This is a genomic window from Martelella lutilitoris (genome assembly GCF_016598595.1).
Classification (GTDB): domain Bacteria; phylum Pseudomonadota; class Alphaproteobacteria; order Rhizobiales; family Rhizobiaceae; genus Martelella; species Martelella lutilitoris_A.
The window spans coordinates 3,342,829-3,366,939 of the sequence record NZ_CP066786.1; the positions used below are offsets into that span (position 1 = coordinate 3,342,829).

Annotated in this window: 20 protein-coding genes; 12 read left to right on the forward strand and 8 right to left on the reverse strand. The window is 63.1% G+C overall.

Translation table 11 applies throughout. The features are described 5' to 3' along the window. Positions 1-479: 479 nt before the first annotated feature. Both JET14_RS16040 and JET14_RS16045 read right to left on the reverse strand, forming a co-directional pair. The gene (locus JET14_RS16040) at positions 480-1,223 is read right to left on the reverse strand and encodes a M48 family metallopeptidase (RefSeq protein WP_200334789.1); all 744 of its coding nucleotides are present in this window, start codon (positions 1,221-1,223) and stop codon (positions 480-482) included. 8 nt (positions 1,224-1,231) lie between these two features. Beyond that, the gene (locus tag JET14_RS16045) at positions 1,232-2,014 is read right to left on the reverse strand and encodes an IclR family transcriptional regulator domain-containing protein (protein WP_200334790.1); all 783 of its coding nucleotides are present in this window, start codon (positions 2,012-2,014) and stop codon (positions 1,232-1,234) included. 113 nt (positions 2,015-2,127) lie between these two features. Between JET14_RS16045 and JET14_RS16050 the strand changes: the two genes are divergently transcribed. The 6 genes from JET14_RS16050 to JET14_RS16075 all read left to right on the forward strand — a co-directional run bounded on the left by JET14_RS16050 (position 2,128) and on the right by JET14_RS16075 (position 8,012). Then, entirely contained in the window at positions 2,128-3,066 is a 939-nt protein-coding gene (locus JET14_RS16050) for a DUF6282 family protein (RefSeq protein ID WP_246750349.1), read from the forward strand. A gap of 117 nt (positions 3,067-3,183) precedes the next feature. After that, on the forward strand, positions 3,184-4,170 hold the full coding sequence (locus JET14_RS16055; protein WP_200334793.1) for a fumarylacetoacetate hydrolase family protein: 987 nt from the start codon (positions 3,184-3,186) through the stop codon (positions 4,168-4,170). Positions 4,171-4,197: 27 nt separating this feature from the next. Next, a complete protein-coding gene (locus tag JET14_RS16060; protein ID WP_246750350.1) occupies positions 4,198-5,259 on the forward strand; it encodes an NAD(P)H-quinone oxidoreductase in 1,062 nt (353 codons plus the stop codon). Beyond that, positions 5,246-5,716, forward strand: coding sequence for a MaoC family dehydratase (locus tag JET14_RS16065; protein WP_200334795.1), 471 nt, complete (start codon positions 5,246-5,248; stop codon positions 5,714-5,716). The genes JET14_RS16060 and JET14_RS16065 overlap by 14 nt, the downstream gene beginning before the upstream one ends. Continuing rightward, the gene (locus JET14_RS16070) at positions 5,716-7,260 is read left to right on the forward strand and encodes a class I adenylate-forming enzyme family protein (RefSeq protein ID WP_200334797.1); all 1,545 of its coding nucleotides are present in this window, start codon (positions 5,716-5,718) and stop codon (positions 7,258-7,260) included. The genes JET14_RS16065 and JET14_RS16070 overlap by 1 nt, the downstream gene beginning before the upstream one ends. Beyond that, positions 7,257-8,012: an SDR family NAD(P)-dependent oxidoreductase gene (locus JET14_RS16075; RefSeq protein ID WP_200334798.1), complete on the forward strand. Its 756-nt coding sequence runs from the start codon at positions 7,257-7,259 to the stop codon at positions 8,010-8,012. The genes JET14_RS16070 and JET14_RS16075 overlap by 4 nt, the downstream gene beginning before the upstream one ends. 123 nt (positions 8,013-8,135) lie before the next feature. On the opposite strand, the gene JET14_RS16080 is transcribed toward JET14_RS16075, so the two are convergent. Next, positions 8,136-8,588, reverse strand: a complete 453-nt coding sequence (locus JET14_RS16080; protein ID WP_200334799.1) for a MaoC family dehydratase — start codon at positions 8,586-8,588, stop codon at positions 8,136-8,138. A gap of 168 nt (positions 8,589-8,756) precedes the next feature. Here JET14_RS16080 and JET14_RS16085 point away from each other — a divergent pair, with 168 nt between their 5' ends. From JET14_RS16085 to JET14_RS16100, 4 genes are all read left to right on the forward strand, one after another. Beyond that, entirely contained in the window at positions 8,757-10,184 is a 1,428-nt protein-coding gene (locus JET14_RS16085; RefSeq protein WP_200334800.1) for an aldehyde dehydrogenase family protein, read from the forward strand. A 35-nt stretch (positions 10,185-10,219) separates the two neighbouring features. Then, positions 10,220-10,843: a nuclear transport factor 2 family protein gene (locus JET14_RS16090; protein WP_200334801.1), complete on the forward strand. Its 624-nt coding sequence runs from the start codon at positions 10,220-10,222 to the stop codon at positions 10,841-10,843. Between the two features lie 360 nt (positions 10,844-11,203). After that, positions 11,204-12,346 carry a TAXI family TRAP transporter solute-binding subunit gene (locus tag JET14_RS16095; RefSeq protein ID WP_200334802.1) on the forward strand — a complete coding sequence of 381 codons (1,143 nt, stop codon included), beginning with the start codon at positions 11,204-11,206 and terminating at the stop codon, positions 12,344-12,346. A gap of 6 nt (positions 12,347-12,352) precedes the next feature. Beyond that, complete coding sequence (locus JET14_RS16100; protein WP_200334803.1) at positions 12,353-14,344, forward strand: TRAP transporter permease; 1,992 nt, start codon at positions 12,353-12,355, stop codon at positions 14,342-14,344. Positions 14,345-14,558: 214 nt separating this feature from the next. On the opposite strand, the gene JET14_RS16105 is transcribed toward JET14_RS16100, so the two are convergent. From JET14_RS16105 to JET14_RS16125, 5 genes are all read right to left on the reverse strand, one after another. After that, on the reverse strand, positions 14,559-16,079 hold the full coding sequence (locus tag JET14_RS16105; RefSeq protein WP_200334805.1) for a tripartite tricarboxylate transporter permease: 1,521 nt from the start codon (positions 16,077-16,079) through the stop codon (positions 14,559-14,561). Between the two features lie 10 nt (positions 16,080-16,089). Then, positions 16,090-16,518, reverse strand: coding sequence for a tripartite tricarboxylate transporter TctB family protein (locus JET14_RS16110; protein ID WP_200334807.1), 429 nt, complete (start codon positions 16,516-16,518; stop codon positions 16,090-16,092). Positions 16,519-16,598: 80 nt separating this feature from the next. After that, positions 16,599-17,555, reverse strand: coding sequence for a tripartite tricarboxylate transporter substrate binding protein (locus JET14_RS16115; protein ID WP_200334809.1), 957 nt, complete (start codon positions 17,553-17,555; stop codon positions 16,599-16,601). Positions 17,556-17,686: 131 nt separating this feature from the next. Next, positions 17,687-18,688 (reverse strand): alpha/beta hydrolase, encoded by a 1,002-nt coding sequence (locus tag JET14_RS16120; protein ID WP_200334811.1) that lies wholly within the window; start codon positions 18,686-18,688, stop codon positions 17,687-17,689. A gap of 120 nt (positions 18,689-18,808) precedes the next feature. Beyond that, positions 18,809-19,783, reverse strand: coding sequence for a LacI family DNA-binding transcriptional regulator (locus JET14_RS16125; protein WP_200334813.1), 975 nt, complete (start codon positions 19,781-19,783; stop codon positions 18,809-18,811). A 160-nt stretch (positions 19,784-19,943) separates the two neighbouring features. Between JET14_RS16125 and JET14_RS16130 the strand changes: the two genes are divergently transcribed. Both JET14_RS16130 and JET14_RS16135 read left to right on the forward strand, forming a co-directional pair. Continuing rightward, positions 19,944-21,869: an ABC transporter substrate-binding protein gene (locus JET14_RS16130; RefSeq protein WP_200334816.1), complete on the forward strand. Its 1,926-nt coding sequence runs from the start codon at positions 19,944-19,946 to the stop codon at positions 21,867-21,869. Positions 21,870-21,963: 94 nt separating this feature from the next. Further along, positions 21,964-24,072: a family 10 glycosylhydrolase gene (locus tag JET14_RS16135; protein WP_200334818.1), complete on the forward strand. Its 2,109-nt coding sequence runs from the start codon at positions 21,964-21,966 to the stop codon at positions 24,070-24,072. Positions 24,073-24,111 lie beyond the last annotated feature (39 nt).

The following is a 24,111-nucleotide window of genomic DNA, read 5'->3' on the forward strand; positions in this document are numbered from 1 at the left end:
TGACTTGCATCAAAGACAGAACGCCCGCAATACGGGCACTTTTCGCCGTGGTGGCCAATCGAATGATTGAAAACGCGAGACCGAAATCCGAGTTCGCTGACCACGGTCGGTTTCAGAGTGCGACAAAATGTCCCACCTCGAGACCGCCTCTTTTTCAGCCACCATTTCAGGTTGCATACAAGTCGGCATCTTGACGCAATTCAAGTAAGCTTTGGCGCACAAAATACATGCATTGCCCAGACACTGCGGCAGTGGGAAGCGGTCGAAATGTGAACGTGGACTTATCCAGCGGCCCGTCCCTTCTCGTGGCGGGATAGAACATTCGGATGGCAGGGGCCCGGAACAGTATCTCTGATTCGCAACAGCCTAAAGCGCATCCAGAAAAAGTGGAGACCCGTTTTCCGTCCGGAGGCAAGGAAACGCAGAGCGGAAAAACAAAAGGTTAGAGCGTGTTCGAAATGCCAAGCTCTAGTCCGTCATCACCCCGGGGGGGATGACGTGCGCGCCTCCGCCAGCCTTTCGGCACGCGCCACCCGCAGGGACGGGGCCGGATGGGAGGCGACAAAGGTCTCTCCGCCGGGCCCTGCCCGTTCGTAGGCCTGCATGGCCTTCAGGAAACGGGCAAGTGCAGCGGGATCATATCCGGCCTGCGCCAGCAAACCGATTGCCAGGGCATCGGCCTCAAGCTCCTGCTGCCGGGAAAAGGCAGCGATGCTGGCACTGCCTTTTGCGAGAAGCGCGCGCACGTCGTCGCTGTTGCCGATCGCCTGCCGGATATCCGCGCTGGAGACCGCCGCACCGACCCCGAAACGCGCCCGGGCCTCCGCGTGCCCGGAGAGAATATGCGCCATCTCATGGGCGATCACGGCGGCGGTTTCGCTTTCATCGCCAGTCAGCGTCAGAAGCTTGCGCGTCAGGTAAATGTATCCGCCCGGAGCGAAATAGGCGTTGGCAATCGTGGTATCCAGAACAAGCACGGTGACGGGCATGCCGCCCGACGCCTCCGAAAGCCGGTCGCCAATCGCGGCCAGGTCGCGCGACAGGACGGCGTTCCTGTAGAGGCCGCCGCTCTCCCGCTCCAGGCGACTGCGGACGGCAGCCGCCGCGCCGCTGCTGTCCGACGAGGAGGGAGCGCGCAAACCGGACTGGCAGCCGGCGAGAAGGATCAACAGGAAAAGGCCGGCGAGCCGCCGGCAGAACGAATCTCGGCCGTTCTGAGGCATGCAACACATCATGCAAGCGTACTGCGATTGAGGCGCGCGAGATCGCGCGTGATTTCCTCCGATGCCGTCTTCAGCACGGCGGAGTAGCGCTCGTGCGCTTCCTGCTGGGAGGCGAAGGCCGAGCGGAAATAGGTCAGGCCGAGACTTGCCACCACACGGCCGCCATCATTGAAAACCGGCACCGCGATCGTGTCGGAATTGCGCGGCTCCACATGGGCTGCGCGGGTCGCATAACCACGCATCCTCGTCATCGCCACCAACCGGCTGATCTTGTCGGGATGCCGCGCCAGTTCGTTTTCCGGGTCGCCGGACGTTCTCAGCATGCGGATGATCAGTTCCAGCTCCTCTTCGGGCGTGAACGCCAGATAGGCAAGACCGAGCCCGCGCGTGATCAAAGGCAGGCGCATGTTGACGGTCTTGTGAAAGGGCGAGACCGAACTGTCGGGAACGGTGCTCATGCGCACCACCACGGCGTCACGATCGAGCAGCGCGATAGAGACGGGCCACTGGTGCTTGCGGGTCACGGCCACGGCCCAGGGCCGCCCGGCCTCCACCACCATTGGCTCCTTGTGGTAACCGGAACTCAGCGAGGCGACGAGGGCGCTGAGCTGGTAGCCGCCGACGCGCGGATCGTTCTCGACATATCCGGCCAGTTCAAGCGTGCGCAGGATGCGGACCAGCGTTGGCTTGGGAAGGCCCGTACGCTCATGCAGATGGGCAATGGAGGTGTAGGGCTGCAGGTTCATTTCCTGCAGCACGCGCAGTCCGCGCTCGATCGACCGGATGCTCACAATATCTCCTCCCAGAGGCCGGCATTTCGCCTGCCGGAACACATCGGGTTTGCAAGTTGAGGGCGCGCGTTGTCAAGCCCTATACCCGTCTTGTTCGAAGGAAGGAGAACTGCATGGCAACGGCGAACAATCGCGCGGAGGCGCGCGCCCTGATCTCAACGATCGACGACGCCGTCGTCGACGGACTGATGAAGGGAGCGGTCGATCTTCACGTTCATTCCGGACCGTCGACGATGGCCCGTCAGCTCGATCATTTCCAGGCGGTGGAACAGGCCGCCGCCGCCGGCATGCGCGGGATCATGTTCAAGGATCATCACTATTCCGTCGCGCCGTTCCTGCCGATCATGGAACGCGTGCTCGGCCATCTGGACGTGGCCATGTTCGGCGGGCTGGTTTTGAACAACACGACCGGCGGGCTCAATCCCTTCGTCGTCGATGCCCAGCTCAACCAGGGCGCCCGGCTGGTCTGGATGCCGACCGCGCAATCGGCCAATCACATCCGCAGCTCCCATCGCAAGACACGGCTTGCCTCCAATGTTCAGCTCAAGGCGTCCCCCGGCATCACCGTCGTCGACGCTTACGGCGAGATCCTCGACCCGGTAAAGGAGATCCTCGATTCGATCGCCGCCTTCGATGCCATCCTGTCCTCCGGCCACCTGCATGTCTGGGAAATCTGGAAGCTATTCAGGGAAGCGCGCAAGCGCGGCGTCAAGCGCCTTCTGGTCAATCACCCTATGTACGGGCTGCATTTCACCTATGAGGACATCACCGAAATGGCCGAATTCGGCGCCGTGATAGAGCAATCGGCCTGCCTCTACGTGGATTCGCGCTTCAACGTATTTTCGCCGCAGGAGTTGAAAGAGCATGTTCTGGCCGCCGGCGTCGCGCATTCCTCGATCGGCTCCGATCTCGGTCAGGTCGACAATCCCTCGCCCGTGGAAGGGCTGCGCCAGGCGATCAAGCTTCTGCTCGCCCTCGGCTTCACCGAGGAAGAGGTACGCCTGATGGTGCGCGACAATCCGGCGAAACTGGTCGGCCTCGACCCCGCCTGAGAACGGCATAACCGACGGATGATCCGAACGATCACGCCATCCCTTTCGTGTCGCGGACGGGCGCCGGAACACGACTTTTGAAGAACCAGAAAGCCCGCGCACGCGAAGGAGACCGCCGTGAAACTTGCAACCATCAACCATCAGGGAAAGCCTGTTCTCGCCATCAGAAAGGGCGACGCGACCGTTCTTCTGGCGGAGCTTTACGAAAGCGCCGGGCTCGGATCGGCGCCCGCGGACTTGAACTGCTTCATCGAGGGCGGTGAAGCCGAAATCGCCCGGGCGCGCGAAGCGCTTGAGAAAGGCGAAGCGTCCCCGCTTGACGAGGCTTCGATCGACTGGCTGCCGCCGCAGCCCCGACCTTCCAAGATCCTCGGCGTCGCCTTCAACAATATGGGCATCCGCAAGTCCGCCCATCGCGATCCGGGCGTGCCGAATTTTTTCCTGAAGGCGCCGTCCTGCCTGACCGGCCACAACAAGCCGATCATCATGGAAGACTATTACGGCGAGACCATACCGGAACTGGAACTTGCCGCCGTCATCGGTAAACGCTGCAGCAGGATATCGGTCGAGGAGGCGAAGGACGCGATCTTCGGCTTCACCATCATCAACGACGTCACCTCCCACGGCATGAAGTTCGGCATGGATTCGATCGCGACGACACGCGAGCCCGATCTTCTGCGGCCGCATCACCTTGCCTGGCGCGACCGGCATGGCGAGGACGACCGCGATGTCTATTTCGTCTACCACACCCGCTCCAAGGCTTCCGACACATTCGGGCCGATGGGCCCCTTCATCACCACGGCCGACGAAGTTGAAAACCCGGACGCGCTTGCGGTGAAGGGCTGGTTCGACGGAGAACCCTTCGCCGTCGACAGCACCGCGAGTTACCGCTTCAAGGTCGCCGAGGTCATCGCCGAAGCCAGCCGCTTCTTCACCCTGGAGCCCGGCGATGTCTTCTGCTTCGGCACCTCGGCGAAAGGTGTCGGCAATTTTCCGAATGGCCACCGCTCGGTAAACATGCACAAACTGGCCGGCACGATCGATATCGAGATCGAGGGGCTCGGCAGGTTGTCCAATCCGGTTGTCCATAACTGGAAAGACTGACGAGCGGAGGAGACAGGCGACGGCGTGATGGCCAAAAGGGGGGACGTGAGCGTAATGCGGGTGGTGGAATTCAACGGCGCGGGGGGACCGGACGTGCTCGACATCGTCGAACGACCCCTCCCCGATCCCGGAGCGGGCGAAGTCCGGATCCGGGTTTACGCGGCGGGCGTCAACCGGCCGGATATCCAGCAAAGGCGTGGGCTCTATCCGCCGCCGCCGGACGCCTCCCCGATCCCCGGCCTTGATGTCTCGGGCATTGTCGACGCGGTTGGCCCGGACGTGGCCGGGCTCTCTCCCGGCGATGCCGTCTGCGCGCTGACCAATGGCGGCGGCTACGCCGAATATTGCGTCGTGCCTGCGCTCCAGTGCATGCCGGTTCCGCGCGGGCTGAGCTTTGTCGAAGCCGCATCGCTGCCGGAAGTCTATTTTACCGCCTGGAACAACATCATCTGGCTTGGACGACTCGGCGAAGGCGAGAGCCTGCTTGTGCAGGGCGGCACCAGCGGCGTCGGCATGGCCGCGATCCAGATCGCTCGCAAATTGCGCAACGCCCATGTTTTCGCGACCGCCGGCACGGAGGAGAAATTGTCCGTCTGCCTTCAGACAGGCGCGCACCATGCCGTCAGCTACAAGGGTGCCTGGGACGCCGAACTGAGGGCGCTCACCGACGGGTTCGACGTGATCCTCGATGCGCAGGCCGGGCCGTACACGCAACGGCAGCTCGACCTTCTGAGGCCGGATGGACGGCTTGTCTTTATCGCCAGTCATCTCGGCGAGACGGCCGAGGTCAATATCCGCCAGATCGTCCGGCGGAGACTGACGCTGACCGGCTCGACCCTTCGTCCGCGTCCGCCCGCCTACAAGGGCCGGATCGCCGCCGAACTGGTCCGCGATGTCTGGCCGCTTCTGGAAACGGGTGAAATGACGACCCGGATCCATCAGGTCTTCGCCTTCGCCGACGTCAGGTCCGCCCATCAGCTGATGGATGAAAACAGGCAGATCGGCAAAGTGGTTCTGGCCGTCAATGCCGAATGCGCCGAAACCATCGGGCGTGCCCGCAACAAGGAAAAAACTGATGCTGATCGTTGACCACGCCCGTGATCTCGCTGCCCATGAGGGACAATTGCTCGGCCGCTCGGCCTGGATGACCGTGACACAGGAGGCAATCGACGACTATGCCCGGCTGACGGGCGACGATCACTGGATCCATGTGGATGTGGAGCGTGCCGCGCGCGAGATGCCCGGCGGCAAGACCATTGCCCACGGTCTTTTCATCATCTCGCTACAGCCGGCGCTCCAGCGCGAGATCTACCAGATCAGGGCGCGCGGGCGCGGGCTGAACTACGGCTATGACCGGATGCGGTTCATCGCCCCCGTTCCGGTGGAAAGCCGTATCCGGCTCGCCCTCACGCTTGTCGCCGCCGAGCCGCATGCGCTGGGAACGCGGATCGTCAACGACGCCGTGATCGAGCTGGAGGGCTCCGAAAAGCCCGCCATCGCCACCCGCCATATCGTACTCATCGAAAACGATCCGGGAGACAGTTGATGAACGAGGCCAGCAAGCCGGCTGCGCACCAGGAAGGCGAACTCGTTGCCGCTATCCTGCGCCACGGTCTTGAGCAGCCGGAGGCGCCGGCGCTGACCTGCAACGGCGAAACGATGAGCCAGGCAGAACTCCGCAGCGCCGTGCTGGCCGTTGCGGGCGCGATCACCCAGCATTGCGACGGCGCGGTCGGGCGGATAGCGCTTCTGGGAACGGCCGGCCTGGGGCTGACGACAGCCTATCTCGGCATCATCGCGGCGGGCGGTACGGCCGTGCCCCTGCCCGCCTCGGCACACCGCGACGCGCTTGCCGGCATGCTGAAAGACTGCGACCCCGCGCTCATCTTCGTGCAGGATGGCTATGCAGATCTGTTGCCGGCGGAGATGACCGCGCGCATCATCCCGCTCGAGGCGACGCCGGCAGGCGGCGTGCCGCGCGATTTTCTCGCCGGAACGGAGCCGCTGACGGCCCCGGTGATCCCGGCGCCCGAGGCGCCGTTCAATATCATCTACTCCTCCGGCACCACCGGGAGGGCCAAGGGCATCGTTCACGCGCACGCGATGCGATACCGGCAGGCGGCGCGGACGCTTTTCGGGCTTGGCCCCGAAAGCACGATGCTTCTGGCGACGCCGCTTTATTCCAACACCACGCTGATGCCCATGCTTTCGGCGCTGTTCCACGCAAGCCATGTCGTGCTGATGCCGAAATTCGACGCGGAAACCTATCTTGCGCTTGCCGAGCGATACGGCGCGACCCACACCATGCTGGTGCCGGTCCAGTATCAGCGCATTCTGGCAGCGACGAGCTTCGGCAAGCGCGACCTGTCGTCCTTCAGGGTCAAGCAGTGCACCGGCGCGCCGCTTCCGGCTGCAGCAAAGCGCGCCATCACCGAACAATGGCCGGGCGATTTCTTCGAGGTCTACGGCCTGACGGAAGGCGGCTGCACCTGCATTCTCGATGCCGCCCGCCACCCCGAAAAGGCGCATACCGTGGGCAAGCCGGCAGCGGGAAACATCATCCGCATCATCGATGACGACGGCAAGGACGTGCCGCCCGGCGGGCGCGGCGAGGTTGTCGGCCGTTCGGCGATGATGATGTCGGGCTATTTCCGCAATGAGGAGGCAAACCGCGCCTTCTACTGGCGCGACGCCGAGGACCGGCTTTTTCACCGCACCGGCGATATCGGCATGTTCGACGAGGACGGGTTCCTCGTCCTGCTGGATCGCAAGAAGGACATGATCATTTCCGGCGGCTTCAATATCTATGCCTCGGACCTAGAGGAAAAGCTGCTCGCCCATCCCGATGTCATAGAGGCCGCCGTGATCGCGGTCCCGAGCGAGAAATGGGGCGAGACGCCGCTCGGCTTCGTGGTCGCGAAACCGGGCGCGACGATCGAGCCGGAGGCGCTGCGCGACTGGGTCAATGACCGGCTGGGGCGCATGCAGAAGGTCTCGGCGGTAGAGCTCCGCGAAACGCTTCCGCGCAACAGCGGCGGTAAGGTGCTGAAGCAGGAACTGCGCAAGCCCTACTGGGATAAGACGCCATGAGCGAACAGGCCCCTCCCTTGAGCGGACGCATCGCCGTGGTCACGGGTGCGACAAGCGGCATCGGTCGCGCCTCGGCGATCCGCCTCGCGGATCTCGGCGCCACCATCGTCGCCGGCTATCACAGCCGAAGCGCGGCTGCCGAAGACCTGGTCGCATCGCTTCCCGGCGAAAATCACATTGCGCTGCGGATCGCGCTCGAGACGAGCGATACCATCGCCGAGGCCGCCCGGGCAGTCGAAAAGGCTTTCGGCCATGTCGATATACTGGTCAATAATGGCGGCGCGACCGAAGCCGTGCCGGCCAATGATCTTGACGGCCTGACCGACGAGATGTTCGACAGGATCACGCGGATCAACCTGCGCGGCCCGTTTGCCGTCACCCGGGCTTTCAGGCCGCTTCTCGCGCGCGGGGAGGATGCCGTTGTGGTCAACATCTCTTCGATCGCCGCGCGCACCGGCGTCGGCTCCAATCTCGCCTATTGCGCGGCAAAGGCCGGGCTCGACGCATTGACGATCGGGCTTGCGAAGGTGCTAGCGCCGGATATCCGGGTGTTTTCCGTATCACCCGCCGGCGTTGATACCGACTTCGTGCCGGGACGTCCGCGCGCGCGGCTGGAGGCGACGGCGAAGCAGACGCCGCTTGCCAAGATCACCAGCGCCGACGATGTGGCCCGCGCCGTCATCGCCTGCGTCACGCTCATGACCAGTTCGACGGGCATCGTCATCCCGGTCGATGAAGGGCGGCACCTATAGAGCGCCGTGCGTCCATTCGGACGCACAAAGGACGCTCTAACTTATTGAATCTGAGCATCGTGCTTCCGAAAATCGATTCCGATTTTCGGGCCGATGCGCTAGGGCCCTGCCCAGAAGCGTTCCCTATTCTGCCCGGGGCCTGCAGGGCACCTGTCCGAGCGCGATCATCGTCATCACGGCTTCGCCATCCTGATTGGTCACCGTCACCTCGGTCTTGATAACGCCGAATTCCGGTCGGCGCTGGTGCGGCTCTGTCGCAATCACCTTGCGGGTCGTGGTCAGCCTGTCGCCCGGACGCACCGGACGCCGCCAGCGCAACTGCTCGATGCCGAGGCCGACCATAGGCGTTTCGCCATAGCCGCCCGCTTCCACGAAGAGCCGCATGGAAAGCGCCGCGACCTGCCATCCGCTGGCGATGAGGCCGCCGAAGCGCCCTTCCGCGGCCTTTTCGGGATCGACATGCATGGGCTGCGGATCATACTCGCGGGCATAGCGGATAATCTCGTCCTCGGACAAGGTGATGGTTCTGCTTGTCCATGTCTCGCCAATGGCAAAGTCTTCGAAGTAACGGCGCATTTTTCTCCGGTCTCCCAATATGCTCTTCGGTGGTTCTAGCGCCGGCGCGGCCTTTCGGCAAAAGGACGACGGTTTCGTTCCGCGAGACGAAACGGCTGCGCGACCCCATTGCGGCGCGTCAGCCGCCGGATAGAGTTCCAGCACTTACCGGAGGAGGGAAGCGGCAGGATGAATGCTCTGGATTTTCTGATCGACGGATGCTGGCGGCGACCGGCGCGCGCAAGGTCCATACCGATTATCAACCCGGCCAACGAACAGGAGATCGGCGTTGTCAGCCTTGGCAGCGCCGAGGATGTCGACATGGCGGTCGAAGCCGCACGCCGCGCCTTTGCCGTCTGGTCGCAGAGCGAACGCGAGGAACGCCTTTTCATTCTCGGGCGTATCATCGAGGGCTTCCGGGCGCGCCTGCCCGAGCTTGCACGGCTGATGACCATGGAAATGGGCGTGCCGATAACCTTCTCGATCGAACGTCAGGCCACGGTCGCGCTCTTCCACTTCGAGGAGGTTATCCGGGTGCTGGCGGATTACCGCTTCGAGCGCCGAGAAGAGACCGGCATCCTCCGCAGGGAACCGATCGGCGTCTGCGGTCTGATCACGCCCTGGAACTGGCCGCTCAATCAGATCGCCTCCAAGGTCGCCCCGGCAATTGCGACCGGCTGCACCATGGTGCTGAAGCCCAGCGAGATCGCCCCGCTCAGCGCCACGGCGCTTGCCGAAATCATCGATGACGCCGGACTGCCCGCCGGCGTCTTCAATCTCGTCCACGGCGACGGACCGACCGTCGGAGAGGCAATCGCCCGCCACCCGGATGTCGACATGGTCTCGATCACCGGCTCGACCAATGCCGGCATCCGCGTCGCCGAGCTGGCCGCGAAAACGATCAAGCGCGTCGCGCAGGAGCTTGGCGGCAAATCGGCCAACATCATCCTGCCCGACGCCGATCTTCCGGCGGCGGTGAAGGCCGGCGTTCATGCCTGCAACACCAATGGCGGCCAGAACTGCCAGTCGCCGACCCGCATGCTGGTGCCGCGCCGGCATCGCGACGAGGCCATCGAAGCCGCCTGCGAGGCGATCTCAGAGATCAGGCTCGGCGATCCGATGGCCCCCGAAACGACGATGGGCCCGCTCGTGAGCCAGACCCAGTTCGACAAGGTTCAGGCGCTGATCGCCTCCGGCATTAAGGAAGGCGCGACGCTCGTCGCCGGCGGCCCCGGCCGTCCGGCCGAATGCAATGCCGGCTATTTCGTCCGGCCGACCGTGTTCGCCGATGTCACGCCTTCAATGCGCATCGCGCGCGAGGAAATCTTCGGGCCTGTGCTTTCGATGATGTTTTATGACAGCGAGGACGAAGCCGTCGAGATTGCCAATGACACGCCTTTCGGCCTTGCCGGTTTCGTCCAATCGAAAGACCTTGACCATGCGCGTGTGGTTGCCAATCAAATCCGCGCCGGCCGCGTCTATCTCAACGGCGCGCCGTTTGACCGCAGCCTGCCGTTCGGCGGATATAAACAGTCGGGCAATGGCCGCGAGTTCGGTCTGTTCGGTTTCGAGGAATATCTGGAGGTCAAGGCGATCCTTGGCTATCCGGCCGCCTGAGGGGTCGGCCATTCACAATGCGAGGGAGGGGATCCATGCAGCCAGACACCAACAAACGCCTGACGGCGATGCTCGATCGCGAGGAGCTCTACGACCTTGCACGCCGCGAGCGGTTTGCCCGCGACCAGCGCCGCTTCGAGGTGATGCGGGACTGCTTTCACGACGACGCCTATGTGCGCACCAGCTGGTATGACGGCCATGGCGGGGACGCCTATGTCGAGGCCACGCGCAAATTCATGGAAAAGGTCGGCAACGGCAAGCACTGGGTGTTTCCGGCCTTTGCCCAGGTGAAAGGCGACAGGGCCACAATCGAGAGCCCGGCCATGATCTTCAACCGGGCGACGCTCGGCGATGTCCAGATCGATTTTCACGTCTTCTGCCGCTACTTCTCCCGCGCGGTGCGTCAGGACGGAACCTGGAAACTCTCAAGCTTCGAGGTCCTGTTCGAACGGGATATCCTGCGCCCGGTCAATCCGGCGGAGATCCCGCCCATCGACTGGGACAAGCTGCGGGCCTTCAGGCCGTCCTATTGTTTCCTGTCCTATCTTCAGGCCAGCCGGGGCATCGACGTCAACCAGAACCTCCTCGGCGACGATCGGCCGGATGAACTCGCCGCATTTCATGAGGGGGAAGTGGAATGGCTTGAAGGCCTGACCTAGAGCGCTGCGCGTCCATTCGGACGCACAAAAGACGTTCTAACCTATTGAATCTACGCATCTTGCTTTCCGATAATCGATTCCGATTTTCGGGCCGATGCTCTAGCGCAATCCGTGCGCCAGGCAGGAGCATTTCGTCAAGCGAAACGCAGACCCTTTGAAATTTATGCGCTGCGGCATTGGCCTTAGTTTGCGTGATAGAGGAGTTGGGCCGAAATGGCTGGCGACATTGCCGGCACGGCACACCGGACACCATGCGCATTTCAGTCACCGGCGGCGAACGGCCCAAGCGGTCATGGCCAGGCGGGCCTGCCGTCCGGGGCGCGCTTCCGCGAAATCTTGAAGGATGGAGGAGGACATTCCATGAGAAAACTAGCAAGCCTGGCGCTTGGCGTCATCTGCCTTTTCGCAGGCGGGGCGATGGCGCAGGACGACACCGTCACCCTGCCGAAGACGCTGGTGTGGACGAGCTTCGACACCGGCAGCCTCGGCTATAACCAGTCTATAGCCGTCGGCAAGGCGCTTGAAGATGCCTACGGCATCTCGCTTCGCGTTCTGCCGGCGAGCACGGACCTTTCGCGCATCGCGCCTGCCCGGGAAGGCCGCGTACCCTTCGCGCTGGCCGGAAGCGACGCCTTTTATGCCTTCGAAGGCGTGCTGAGCTACGCAACGCCCGATCTCGGACCGCAGAAGCTGACGGCCGTGATCCTCGCCGGCGCGGACAACGGCGTCGCCATGGGCGTCGCCGCCAATCAGGATATCAACAGCATCGCGGACCTGAAGGGCAAGAAGATCGGATGGGTCGTCAGTTCGCCGTCGCTGCAGTCCAATGTCCGGGCGTTCCTCGCCTTCGGCGGGCTCACTGTCGATGATGTCGAACTTGTCGAGCAGCCGAGCTATGGCGGCGCATGGCAGGCCTTTACCAACGGCCAGATCGACGCGATGACGGCCGTTACCAGCGGCAGCGGCGTTCTCGAGCAGGCGGCGGCCTCGCCGCAGGGCCTCAAATGGCTGCCAATGCCCTTCTCAGATACCGAAGGCTGGAACCGCCTTCAGGCCGTCAACCCGCATTTCGGCCAGCGCAAGGCGACCGTCGGCGTCGACATCGATGCGGAGCACCCGCTGGAATGCGCCGGCGTTCCCTATCCGGCGCTGATCACCTACACGGCCTCGCCGGACCTCGTCTACAATGTCACCAAGGCGATCGACCTGCAGGCGCCGGTCTACAGCAAGATGCAATCCGGCACGTCCGGGTGGGCGGCCGATTCGGAAGTGTTCGACTGGGTCGTGCCGTTCAACGAGGCCGCTGTCAGATATTACAGGGAAGCCGGCGTCTGGACCGACGAGGACCAGAAGCACAATGACAATCTTGTCGCCCGCGCGAAGGTCCTGCAGGAGGCCTGGAGCAAGATGAATGGCGAGAGCGGCGACGATTTCAGCGAAAAGTGGATGAAAGTGCGTGCCGATACGCTCGAAGCGGCCGGTTTTCCGGCCTATTTCAGGTAGTCGCGCATGCCGGTCATAGACAACAACACGCAGGGAGGCGAGGCGGTTTCAGCCCGCCGCCGCGCCTCATTGACATCGGCCGTCGTGCGCGTCCTGACGGTCCTGCTTCTGCTCCTGGGCATAAACCAGACCTTCAACCTCGGGTCGCGCTTTCATATGACCCTGCTGGAGAACCAGTATTTCTACGCGGTGCTGGCGCTCGCGATCCCGATGGTTTTTCTTCTGTTACCCGGTTTTCGCTCCCCTCGCCCGCAGACGCCGGGCGTGCTCGACTGGGCGCTTGCGGCCATCACATTCGTGACGCTCTGCTATTTCATTTTCCATGCCTACGACATCGTGCTCCTCGGCTGGGAAATGTCGCCGCCATCCGCCGCCGTCTTTGCCAGCGCGGCTCTCTGGCTGGTCATGCTGGACGCGGGCCGTCGGGCGGGCGGGCTGATCCTCGGCATGATCGTCCTTTTCTTCTCGACCTATCCGCTGTTTGCCGACAAGCTGCCGGGACCGATCTCGGCCTTCAGTTCCCCGTTCAGATATGTGGCGGCCTATCACGCGATGAGCCTTGAAAGCATTCTCGGCATCCCGCTGAAGGCCTTCGCGAACCTCGTCTTCGGCTTCGTCGTCTTCGGCGCGGCGCTTGAACATACCGGCGCCGGGCGTTTCTTCATCAACCTCGCCTTCGCGCTTCTCGGGCATGTGCGCGGCGGTCCGGCCAAGGTTGCAATCCTTTCCAGCGGCCTGATGGGGTCGCTGAGCGGCAGCGTGGTCACCAATGTGCTGACGACCGGCGTGATGACCATTCCGGCCATGCGCAAGGTCGGCATGAAGGACACGGTCGCCGCGGGCATCGAGACCTGTGCCTCGACCGGCGGCGTGCTGATGCCCCCGGTGATGGGCGCGGCCGCCTTCGTCATGGCGGATTTTCTGCAGGTGCCCTATGCGACGATCGCCCTTGCCGCCGCCATTCCCGCCGCGCTCTATTTCTTCGGCCTTTTCATCCAGATCGACGCGCGCGCCGCGCGCGAGGGTCTGAGCGGGCTTTCCGCCGAAGAACTGCCGGACCTGAAACAGACGCTCAAGGAAGGCTGGCACCATGTCTTCGCCTTCGCGCTGCTGACGGTCATGCTGCTCGTTCTGAAAAACGAACAATACGCGCCGTTCTATGCGACGGCGGCGCTTCTGGCCGTGAACCAGATCGTCTCCAGGTCCGATCGCTGGGGACGCAAGGAACTGCTGCATTTCATCGACAGCCTCGGGCGTCTCTTCGCCACGCTCGCAGCAACGCTTGCCGCCGTCGGCATGATCGTCGGCGGGTTGTCGATGACCGGGCTTGCCGGAACGCTCGTCAACGACCTTCTGAGCATTGCCGGCGATTCGCCCCTGCTTCTGCTCATCATGGGCGCGCTGACCAGCCTTGTCCTCGGCACGGGCATGACAGCGACGGCCTGTTACATCTTTCTGGCCGTGATGCTGGCCCCGGCGCTCATCCAGGTCGGGTTCGACCCGATGGCCTCGCATCTTTTCATCTTCTACTGGGGCATGCTGTCCTTCATCACGCCGCCGGTGGCGCTCGGCGCCTTCGCCGCCGCCTCGGTTGCCAAGACCCCGCCGATGCGCACCGGTTTCGAAGCGATGAAGATCGGCAGCATCGTCTATTTCATCCCGTTCTTCTTCGTGTTCGATCCGGCGCTGATCGGGCACGCGGGCTGGCAGAGCATCCTTCTCTCCTCGGGCCTTGCCCTTTTCGGCGTGTGGATGTTCGCAAGCGGCGTCCAGGGCTACATCATGGGCATCGGTCCGGTCTTTTCCGACCGTCCCTATGTCTGGGTGCTGCGGCTTCCGCTGCTTGTCGGCGCGGTGCTGATCGCGCTTCCGGGCGAAGCCGTTCCGGGGTTCGGCGATCTGGAGCTTCTGGCTGCCGGGCTGGCGATCATGGCGCCGGTCATCATCGCCGCCTTCATCCTCAACCGGCGCGGTCTCGGAAGGGTCCGGCCGGCCTGAACCCGCCCCGGCACGCATGGACAGGTCGGAGCCGTGCAGATGATCTCCGGATCACCTGCGCGGCTTTCTTCTTCGGCGTGACATGATGCGCAATGCGAATGACCATCACCATCGCTCCCGGTCCGGCGCAGACACACGCGGCCGAAACGCGAATGCGCCCGGGGAGGAACTCCGCCGGGCGCATCGAAACGTCCTTGAGCGAGGATCGGAGCGCTCAGTCCTCCACCGGCTCGGGATCCTTGTTCTTCCGCTTTCTCGGACCGAGAAAGACGATAGAGACGACCGACAGCGCCAGAAGGACGAGCGCGATCGGATGCTGCAGCACGATCCAGGGATCGCCCCGGCTGATCAGGATCGACTGGACCAGTTTCGATTCCAGCTCCGGCGTCAGCACATAGCCGATGATGAAGGCGACCACGGAAAAGCCGAACTGCTGCATGAAATAGCCCATCACGCCGAAGGCCAGCATGATGTAGATGCCGAACATGCCGCCCGTGGTGACGTAGGCGCCGGTGGTGCAGAGCAGCAGGGCCGTCGGATAGACCACGGAGTTGGGCGCCGCGATCGCCAGCGACCAGATGCGCATGCCGATCTGGCCGACGCCGAGATTGCAGAAATTGGCAATCAGCATGGCGCCGAAGAGCCCGTAGATCAACCTTCCCTGCTCCTCGAACAGAAGCGGACCGGGCTGCACGCCGTGGATGATGAAGGCGCTGACAAGGAGGGCGGCGGCGATATTGCCGGGAATGCCGAGCGTCAGCAGCGGAATGAGATTGGCGCCGACGACCGCCGAATTGGCCGCCTCCGAAGCCGCGATGCCGCGCGGGTCACCCTTGCCGAAACTCTCCGGATCCTTCGCCTGCTGCTTGGTGACCGAGTAGGACAGAAAGCCGGCCGTTGCAGAGCCGAGCCCCGGAATGGCGCCAATGACCGTGCCGATCGCCCAGGCGCGGATCGCCACATATTTGTTGGCCAGAAGCTCGCTCAGCGTCACGCCCTTGTCTTCCGGATTGTCCGAGCGTACGCGGATCGGCGAGGCGGTGCGCGTGGCGCGCGTGGTGGCTGCGATCTGGCGGAAGATTTCCGAAACGGCGAGAAGCCCGATCGACATCGCCGTCAGCGGCAGGCCGTCATAGAGATCGAGCATGCCGAAGGTGAAGCGCGGTGTGCCCATGGCCGGATCAATGCCGACCGAGGCGAACAGAAAACCGAGCGCCGCCGCCATCAGCCCCTTGGTCATCGAAGTGCCGACCAGGCCCGTGATGACCGTGAAGGCGAGGATCATCAGTGCGGTGATCTCGATCGGCCCCATGCGCAGCGCCACAAGGGCGAGCGGCGCCGAGATCGTGATCAGCACGATGTCGCTCGAAAGATCGCCGAAGACGGAATAGTAGAGCGCGTATTTCATCGCCTTCATCGGCTTGCCCTTTTTGGCCATGGGGTGGCCGTCAAGCGCGGTCGCCGCTGACTCGGGCGTGCCGGGCGTGTTGATCAGGATCGCCGGGATGGCGCCACCCACCGTTCCGCCCTTGTTGACGCTGATCAGAAAGGCAAGCGCCGTGAGCGTATCGAGCGTGTAGGTCAGCGGAATGGCAATCGCCAGCGCCATCAGCAGCGTCATGCCGGGAATTGCCCCGACGATCTGGCCGACGGCCACGCCGAGGATGATGTAGAGCAGGTTGGTGAGGGTCAGGGCGTCGGTCAGCCCGCCGATAATCGTGGTCAAGTCAGGCATAGCATTGCTTTCAGAAGGGCAGCGATGGCAATGGACGACCCATCACGATCACGAAAACGAACCACGTTCCTGCCGGAACCAGCACAATTGTCGTGGCCAGCCACATATACCGGCGCTCGAACATGAAGGCGCATACGGCCGCCATCAGCGCAATTGCCGACGGGAGAAAACCCGCAAGCGGCATGACGAAGGCGGCCGCGAGCACCAGGGCCGCGAGAGCCGCGAGACGCGCGAACTCATACCAGCTGAAATTTGTCGGCTGCGCCCTGGCGAGAAGCTGGACAAGGCCGAGAAAAATGAACAGCCATGCCGCAATCTTCGGAAACAGCGAGGGATCAATCGGCCCCGGCTGGCTCGTGACCTGCAACGGAATCAGGAAAAAAAGGAGGAAGCCGCCGAAAACGATGCTGGCTCCCCCGATCAGGCGTTCAAAATACATTGAACAGCGTCCCTTTTTGCTAGCGCATCAATAGGTTAGAGCATCCTTTGTGCGGCCGAATGGACGCACGGCGCTCCAGGTTACTTGCCGAGATACGCCTTGTAGAACTGGGCGCTTTTCGCGATCTTGTCAGTAGTTCCCTTGGGACCCAGGTTCAGCGGCTCGTTCTCGAGACGCGTCATCAGTTCGCCGTAGCCATCGGAATTGACGGCCTCGTCCAGCGCTTCTTCCAGGCAGGTCTTGATCGCCGGATCAACGCCCTTGGGCACCATGAAGATCGTCTGTCCCTCGATCGTCGCGTCAAGCCCGCCCTCGATCAGGGTCGGGGAGTCCGGTGCATAGGGCGTGCGGGCATCGGTCAGCGACGCGAGTTGGTTCATCGCCCCGGCCTTTATCTGCTGGACATGCTGGGTGCCCTGGGTGGTGGCGTCCACATGGCCGCCAAGCGCGGACTGCAGCGCATCCGCCGCACCCTTGCTCGGAACCGCGATCAGGTTGACGTCGTAATGCTTGGCCAGCTGGTCGACCAGGATTTCCTGGCTCTTGCCGCCGACGGAAATCGTCGCGCCGTTATTGTCTTTTGCGAAGGCGATGAATTCGTCCAGCGTCTGGTAGGGGCGGTCGACGAGCGAGACCAGACCGTAATTGATCTGCATCGCCGTGCCCAGATAGTCGAAACTTTCGTAGGTATAGGGTGTGTCCGAATTCTCGTAAGGGTTGAGCGCCACCGTGCCCGTGGCCGCCACGCCGACGGAATAGCCGTCGGGCTTCATGTTCATGAGCGTCGCCGACATCACGCCGCCGCCGGCGCCCGGCTTGTTGTCGACAATAACGGTCCAGCCCTGCTGCGCCTCCAGCTCGGCAGCGATGGAGCGGGCAATCGCATCCGAGCCGCCGCCCGCGCCGTAGCCGACGAGCATCTGGATCGGCTTTGCGGGATAGCCGTCCGGGCAGTTCGCGGCGAAGGCGGCGAATGGCGATACCGCTACCGACAGCCCCAGGGCGGTCGTTCCAAGAATGATATCTGCTGTTTTCATGTTTTCCTCCAAAACACGCGAACCGTACCGTCTCCCTCGTGGCGGTTCGCTCTTCTCCCGATAGCCTTGCCTAGCAACCGCGACCTGAGATGGAAACGGCGCGCGGAGTCCGTTTCGCCTGACGAAATACCTCACCGCGCCAGAAATGCCTCCATTTCCGCAAGCATAGCATCGCGCCCGTGCTCGGGCCGGTCGAAAAGGATGTAATGCGTGGTGCCGCCCGGCTCCCAGTAAAACACCTCCCCGGCATTGATCAGGTCGCCGACGAGGGCATCCATATCGTCCTTCTGGCTGAGCGTATCGAATTCCGGCCGGACGATCATGACCCGCGCATAGACCTGGTTAGCGTTGACGAGCCTATGGCCAATGCCCATCAGGAAAAGGTCCTCGAGCATGCCGTTGGGGCTGCGATAGGTTGGGGGATCGCGGTCCCTCGCCGTCGGATCGCCGTCGATCAGGGCCTGTTCGAAGGCCCTGACGATCGCCGGATCGCGCCAGGCGGCTTTGTCCTCGATCGGGATCTGCCGGTCCCAGTCGCGGGTCAGCATGTCGACCGCGTTGAAGGTGTAGTTGCCGAAATGCGGCCGGTTGAAATGGCCCGGTCGCGCCGGATCCTCCCATTGCGAGCCGTGGCAGAATTTCGGATGCCCGCCGGCGGCGCCGTAGACCATGTTGTAGAGAACGAGGTGGCTCGCCTTTTCCGGCCACAGAGCGGCAAAGGCCATGACGCAGGTGCCGCCGACGCCCCAGCCGAACAGGCCGACCGAGGAAAAGCCCGATACCGCGCAAAGGTGGTCGACCGCCGCCTCCAGATCGCGGACGATCTCGAGCGTGCGCACAAGCGGCTTCGTCGGCGTCGGCGGCAGGTCCATCTCCGCCGGACGCTCGGACCGGCCGAAGCCGCGCGCATCGACGATGTAGCAGCGATGGCCGCGCGCGGCGAGATCGGCGGCAAGCGAACCGTGCGGGACATCGAGATCATATTCAGAAAGCCCGGGAATGCGGGTCCCGTGCATCAGGATCATCGGGCGCGCCGGCGTGCCTGCTGCCGCATCGAACACCTCTCGGATCGCAATGCGCACGCCATCGCGCGTCTTCAGAAAAAAATCCCTGCGCCTGATCGTCCCGGACATGCCTTTTCCTCTCCTTGAAATGCGGGTGCGACCCTGTCTAGCGGGCGCGGAGCCTGCTCCGCACCTTTCAAGACACGGCGTTTCGCCAGCCGGAAACAGGCGCACGGCCTGCCGGAACCGTCAGGCGGGAGCCGGCCCGGTCGACTGCCGCTCGATGATGCGGCAGGGAACATGCAGACGCAGAGGACAGTCGGGAAAATCCTGGTTGGTGATGCGCTGGTGCAGGACCCGTGTTGCCATCCTGCCGATGTCGACGCCCGGCACCTTCACCGTGGTCAGTTGCGGCAGGATCTGCTGGGCAGCGGAGTAGTCGCCGAAGCCGACCACGGACGCATCACGCGGGATCCGGTAGCCGCGCGCCAGAAGCTCGGAGATCACCGTCAGCGCCAGACCGTCATGGGCGCAGAAAAAGGCGGTCGGCTTTTCATCCGCCGCCGCCAGCCGGTCGAAGGCCTCTCCGAAATCCCGCCCCTCTTCCGTAATGAGGTCATGCAGAACGACGCCGGGCTCGCGTTCGCAGACCTCGCGCAATCCGTAAAGCCGTTCCATGCGTCCCCTATAGCTCGGATCGCCGTGAACATAGATGATCCGGCGATGCCCGAGCTTCAGGAGAAAACGGCCGACGGCGGAACCGGCCTCATGGTCGGTCGCGCCGACCTGATCGACAGGCTCCAGCGGCTCCAGCCAGCTGTTGCGCACGATCGGAATGTCGGCATGATGCAATCGTTTGAGGTTCTCCTGGCTGTGCAGCCCGACAATCAGAATGCCGCTGCACTCCTCCGCCAGCGCCTCGAGTTCCATGCCGTTGCGCGTGCTGCGAATGCGCAGGGCATAGCCAAGCAACTGGGCCTCGCGCTGGACGCCGTTCTGGATCTGCATATGGAGTTCGGTGTTGGTGATATCGTTATCATCGAAGACGACGCCGAGCACGCGGCTGCTGGACGCGGTCTTGCGGTAGCCGAGGCGCACGGCCGTCTCGTTGACCTTCAGCCGCGTGGCCTCGCTGACGCCGCTCTTGCCCGAAAGCGCGCGCGACACCGCGAATTTCGAAAGTCCGGTTTCATCGGCGATGGTCTGGATCGTTACGCGCGACACGGGGGCTCCTCACATTCATGCGGCATTATGGCCCGAAAGGGCGCGCGATGCCACGATTCAAAAAAACCTGAACCTAACGCTTTACATAACAAAACTTCTATTTCAAGCTAGTTGTTAGTCGATGAAGGATAACGGAGCATCGACAGTAGGAGGAAAATCCATGAGGAATTTGAGCCGCAGAGCTTTTCTCGCGGCAGGGACGGCGTTTGCCGCTCTGCTGGCGCTGCCCGCCTGGGCTGAAATGGAATACAAGTCGCCCAATCTGGAAGAAGCGGTTCAGGCCGGCGATCTTCCCCCGCTTGCCGAGCGCCTGCCGGAAAACCCGCTGGTGATCACCCCCCGCGACCAGCCGGGCAGGCAGGGCGGCACATGGAACCATGCGCTGGTCGGCGGCGGGTCGCTGTCCATGCTGGTGCGCTATCAGGGCTATGAGCCGATGGTGCGCTTCACGCCCGACTGGTCCGGCGTCACGCCCAATGTCGCCGAATCCTTCGAGGTCAACGAGGATTCCACCGAATATACCTTCACCCTGCGCAAGGGCATGAAGTGGTCGGACGGCGAGCCCTACACCACCGAGGATGTAAAGTTCTGGTATGAGGACGTTTTCCAGAACCCCGAACTGACCATCGGCGATCAGGCTTTCTGGTATTCCGCCGACGGCTCGGTTGCCGAACTGGAAGTGGTCGACGACCAGACCTTCAAGGTCAAATTCGCGCAGCCGAACGGCTTCTTCGCCCAGCAACTCGCCTGGGCGCAGCAGGACCAGATCACCCGCACGCCGAAGCATTACCTCAAGCAGTTCCACATCAAGTACAATCCGGATGCCAACGAACTCGCCAAGGAGCGCGGCTATGAAAGCTGGGTGGCGTTGTTCCAGCGCGAATGCGGCGTGCAGCAGGACAATGACTTCTTCCAGAACTCCAACCGTCCGACGCTGAATGCCTGGAAGTTCACGATCGCGCCCGGCGAGGACACCGAACGGGCCGTTGCCGTGCGCAATCCCTATTACTGGAAGGTCGATACCGAAGGCACGCAACTGCCCTATTTCGATGAGATCAACTACCAGATGGTCGGCGATCCGGAAGTGCTTCTCCTGAAGACGCTGCAGGGCGAGATCGACATGATGGACCAGTATATCGCAACGCCCGCCAACAAGCCGGTGCTCTACGATGCGCAGGAAAGCGGCGATTTCCACTTCTACACGCTGAAGGAAACCGCGGCCAATGTGATGGTTTTCCAGCTCAACCTGAACCACACCGATCCGGTCAAGAACGCGCTCTACAACAATCGCGATTTCCGCGTGGCGCTGTCCCACGCGATCGATCGCCAGTCGATGATCGAGGCGGTCTTCGTCGGCCAGGGCGCGCCGGCGCAACCCTCGATCGTGGAAGGCGATCCCCTTTACGTCGAGCGGCTCGCCAAGCAGTACACGGAATACGATCCGGAAAAGGCGAATGCGATCCTGGACGAGATCCTGCCCAACAAGGACAGCGAAGGCTTTCGGCTCGATTCCGAGGGCCGGCGCGTGACGATCATCTTCGAGATCGATCAGGTGCGCACCACCTTCCTCGACATGTTCCAGCTTGCGATACCGAACTTCCGCGATGTCGGCATCGATGCGCAGATCCGCACCATGGACCGCTCGCTCTGGGAAACCCGCGTGCGCCATGGCCGCGAGTTCGATGCAACGGCCCACCAGTTCGGCGCAAACAGCGGCGTCGCGGCGATGCTCGATCCGCGCTACTTCGTGCCGTTCAACACCAATGCGCTCTATGCCCAGGGTTGGGCCCTGCACTTCAACCAGCCGGACAATGACGCCGCCATCGAGCCGCCGGAAGATGTGAAGGCGCAGCAGGCGCTCTACAAGAAACTGCTGGCCACCGGTGATCAGGACAAGCAGCACGAAATCATGCTGGAACTGCTGAACAATGCCGCCGACCAGTTCCTCGTCTTCGGCGTCAGCCTGCCCCCGGATGGTTACGGTGTGATCAAGAACGACATGGTCAACACCATGCCGGTCATGCCCAACTCGTTCGGCTGGCCGACGCCCGGTCCATCGGCGCCGGAGCAATTCTTCAAGAACTGATCGGCAGAAACCTCTGTCACCTTCGACCGACCAAGGGCCGGCCCGTTCCTCCACGGGCCGGCACCAGCCCCGCCTTACCTAACGGAACCGACACATGAAGCCCATCGACCCGATCGCAGCCGCCAGTCTCAGAACGCCGGACTGGTATAAGACCGCCACCCGCTGGACCCAGCTCACGCTGGTCGAGAACGACCCGGTCAAGTTCGAACCGGACTTCTGGATCGATGTGTTCCAACGCACCCGGTCCAACGCGGTCTGCCTTTCCGCCGGCGGCTATATCGGCTTTTATCCCTCCAAGATCCCGCTGCATTATGTCAGCAAATATCTCGGCGACAGCGATCCTTTCGGTCGCCTCGTCGATGGCGCGCGATCGCTCGGCATGCATGTCATGGCCCGCGTCGATCCGCACGCCATTCATCAGGATGCCGCCGAGGCGCATCCCGAATGGATCGCGGTCGACAAGGACGGCAATCCCCGCCGCCACTGGGCCTTTCCCGATGTCTGGGTCACCTGCGCCTATGGCGATTACAACAACGTCTTCATGCCAAACGTGGTGAAGGAAATCACCCGCGACTACGATATCGACGCGATCTTCGCCAATCGCTGGCAAGGCCATGGCGTTTGCTATTGCGAGAGCTGCAGGACCCGCTTCAAGGGCGCCACCGGCTTCGATCTGCCGATGGTGAGCGACGTCAACGATCCCGCATGGCGGGCGTGGTCCGGCTGGCGCCGCGATGTGCTGACCCGGATGGTCATCGCCTGGGACAACGACGTCAAGGCGATCCGCCCGCATGCCAGCTTCATTCCCAATATGGGCGGTGAATCGCTGATGGAATTCGATATCGGCCTGATCGAGAAACACTGCCCCTTTCTGGTCGTCGACCATCAGGGCCGGCGCGGGCTGGAGCCGATCTGGCTTGCCGGCCGCAACGCCAAGCGGATGCGCGCCACCTTCCGCGACCGCCCTGTGGTGCTGATCACCTCGATCGGGCCGGAGGAGCAATATCGCTGGAAGGATTCCGTCACTGCCGGGGCGGAAATCGAAAGCTGGATCGCCAATGGCGTCACCCACGGCATGCTGCCCTGGTTTACCAAGTTCAACGGCGTGGTGCCGGATGAGCGCTGGGTCGCCCCCGTCGCCACCGGTTTCGAAAAGCACGAGAAGCTCCAGGCGATGCTTGAGGCAACGACGCCGACCGCCGAGATCGCGATCATCGACCCCACCACGACGCTGAAGAACTGGGCGCGCGACGAGCGCCGGCAGGCCGAGGGCGATGATCTCGGCTTCTATCATGCCCTGATCGAGGCGAAGCTGCCCTTCGAATTCCTCTCCGACGAGGCGATGACGGCGGAAAGCCTGGATCGCTTCAAGTTGGTCATTCTCGCCAATGCCTCCAACCTGTCCGATGCCCAATGCGCGCTCCTGCGCGACTATGCCGCGCGCGGCGGCAGCCTGATCGCCGCCCATGAAACGGCGATGCGCGATGAAAGCGGCAATGCGCGCGACGCATTCGCGCTTGGCGACGTGTTCGGGGTGAAGCGAACAGCGCTGGCGCGCGGGCCGGTCAAGAACAGTTATATCGTCCTTTCCGGCGACCACCCGCTCACGCAGGGCTATGAAGGCGCCGGGCGGATCATCGGCGGCACCAAGCTTGCAGAGGTCGAAACCGTTGCGGGCACCGAGACGCCGCTCCTCAGCATTCCGGACTTTCCGGATTTGCCGATGGAGGAAGTCTACCCCCGCGAGGAGCCGCGCGGCGCCGCGGTCGTCACCCGCGAAACCGAGGCCGGCGGCCGCACGGTCTATATCCCGTGGAATATCGGCAGCATCTTCTGGGAGGTGCTCGCCGCCGACCACCAGCGGCTGATCGAAAATGCCGTGCGCTGGGCGATGGGCGGCACGCCGCGTGTCAGCGTTTCCGGGCACTCGGTGCTGGATATCGCGGTGCGCGAGAGCGGCGACACGCTCGCCGTTCTGCTGTTCAACCTCACCAATCCGATGATGTTCAAGGGGCCGACGCGATCGATCTATCCCGTTGGCCCGCACACGGTCTCGGTCGCGATCCCCAAGGGTCGGTCCGTCCGGGACGCGAAATTGCTGATCGCCGGCAAGACGGCCGAATACCGGACAACGGGCGACACGGTGGAGGTCGATGTTCCCGAAATCGACCTTCTGGAAACGGTCGAGGTCCACTGGTCATGATAGTGTCTGAAACCACAAGGACAGCACGGACGGGAGGAC

Excerpts from the sequence above, each read along its gene's own strand:
- JET14_RS16040 (WP_200334789.1), bottom strand. The coding sequence starts at position 1,223 with ATGCCTCAGAACGGCCGAGATTCGTTCTGCCGGCGGCTCGCCGGCCTT.
- JET14_RS16050 (WP_246750349.1), top strand. The coding sequence starts at position 2,128 with ATGGCAACGGCGAACAATCGCGCGGAGGCGCGCGCCCTGATCTCAACG.
- JET14_RS16060 (WP_246750350.1), top strand. The coding sequence starts at position 4,198 with ATGGCCAAAAGGGGGGACGTGAGCGTAATGCGGGTGGTGGAATTCAAC.
- JET14_RS16065 (WP_200334795.1), top strand. The coding sequence starts at position 5,246 with ATGCTGATCGTTGACCACGCCCGTGATCTCGCTGCCCATGAGGGACAA.
- JET14_RS16070 (WP_200334797.1), top strand. The coding sequence starts at position 5,716 with ATGAACGAGGCCAGCAAGCCGGCTGCGCACCAGGAAGGCGAACTCGTT.
- JET14_RS16075 (WP_200334798.1), top strand. The coding sequence starts at position 7,257 with ATGAGCGAACAGGCCCCTCCCTTGAGCGGACGCATCGCCGTGGTCACG.
- JET14_RS16080 (WP_200334799.1), bottom strand. The coding sequence starts at position 8,588 with ATGCGCCGTTACTTCGAAGACTTTGCCATTGGCGAGACATGGACAAGC.
- JET14_RS16085 (WP_200334800.1), top strand. The coding sequence starts at position 8,757 with ATGAATGCTCTGGATTTTCTGATCGACGGATGCTGGCGGCGACCGGCG.
- JET14_RS16090 (WP_200334801.1), top strand. The coding sequence starts at position 10,220 with ATGCAGCCAGACACCAACAAACGCCTGACGGCGATGCTCGATCGCGAG.
- JET14_RS16095 (WP_200334802.1), top strand. The coding sequence starts at position 11,204 with ATGAGAAAACTAGCAAGCCTGGCGCTTGGCGTCATCTGCCTTTTCGCA.
- JET14_RS16100 (WP_200334803.1), top strand. The coding sequence starts at position 12,353 with ATGCCGGTCATAGACAACAACACGCAGGGAGGCGAGGCGGTTTCAGCC.
- JET14_RS16105 (WP_200334805.1), bottom strand. The coding sequence starts at position 16,079 with ATGCCTGACTTGACCACGATTATCGGCGGGCTGACCGACGCCCTGACC.
- JET14_RS16110 (WP_200334807.1), bottom strand. The coding sequence starts at position 16,518 with ATGTATTTTGAACGCCTGATCGGGGGAGCCAGCATCGTTTTCGGCGGC.
- JET14_RS16115 (WP_200334809.1), bottom strand. The coding sequence starts at position 17,555 with ATGAAAACAGCAGATATCATTCTTGGAACGACCGCCCTGGGGCTGTCG.
- JET14_RS16120 (WP_200334811.1), bottom strand. The coding sequence starts at position 18,688 with ATGTCCGGGACGATCAGGCGCAGGGATTTTTTTCTGAAGACGCGCGAT.
- JET14_RS16130 (WP_200334816.1), top strand. The coding sequence starts at position 19,944 with ATGAGGAATTTGAGCCGCAGAGCTTTTCTCGCGGCAGGGACGGCGTTT.
- JET14_RS16135 (WP_200334818.1), top strand. The coding sequence starts at position 21,964 with ATGAAGCCCATCGACCCGATCGCAGCCGCCAGTCTCAGAACGCCGGAC.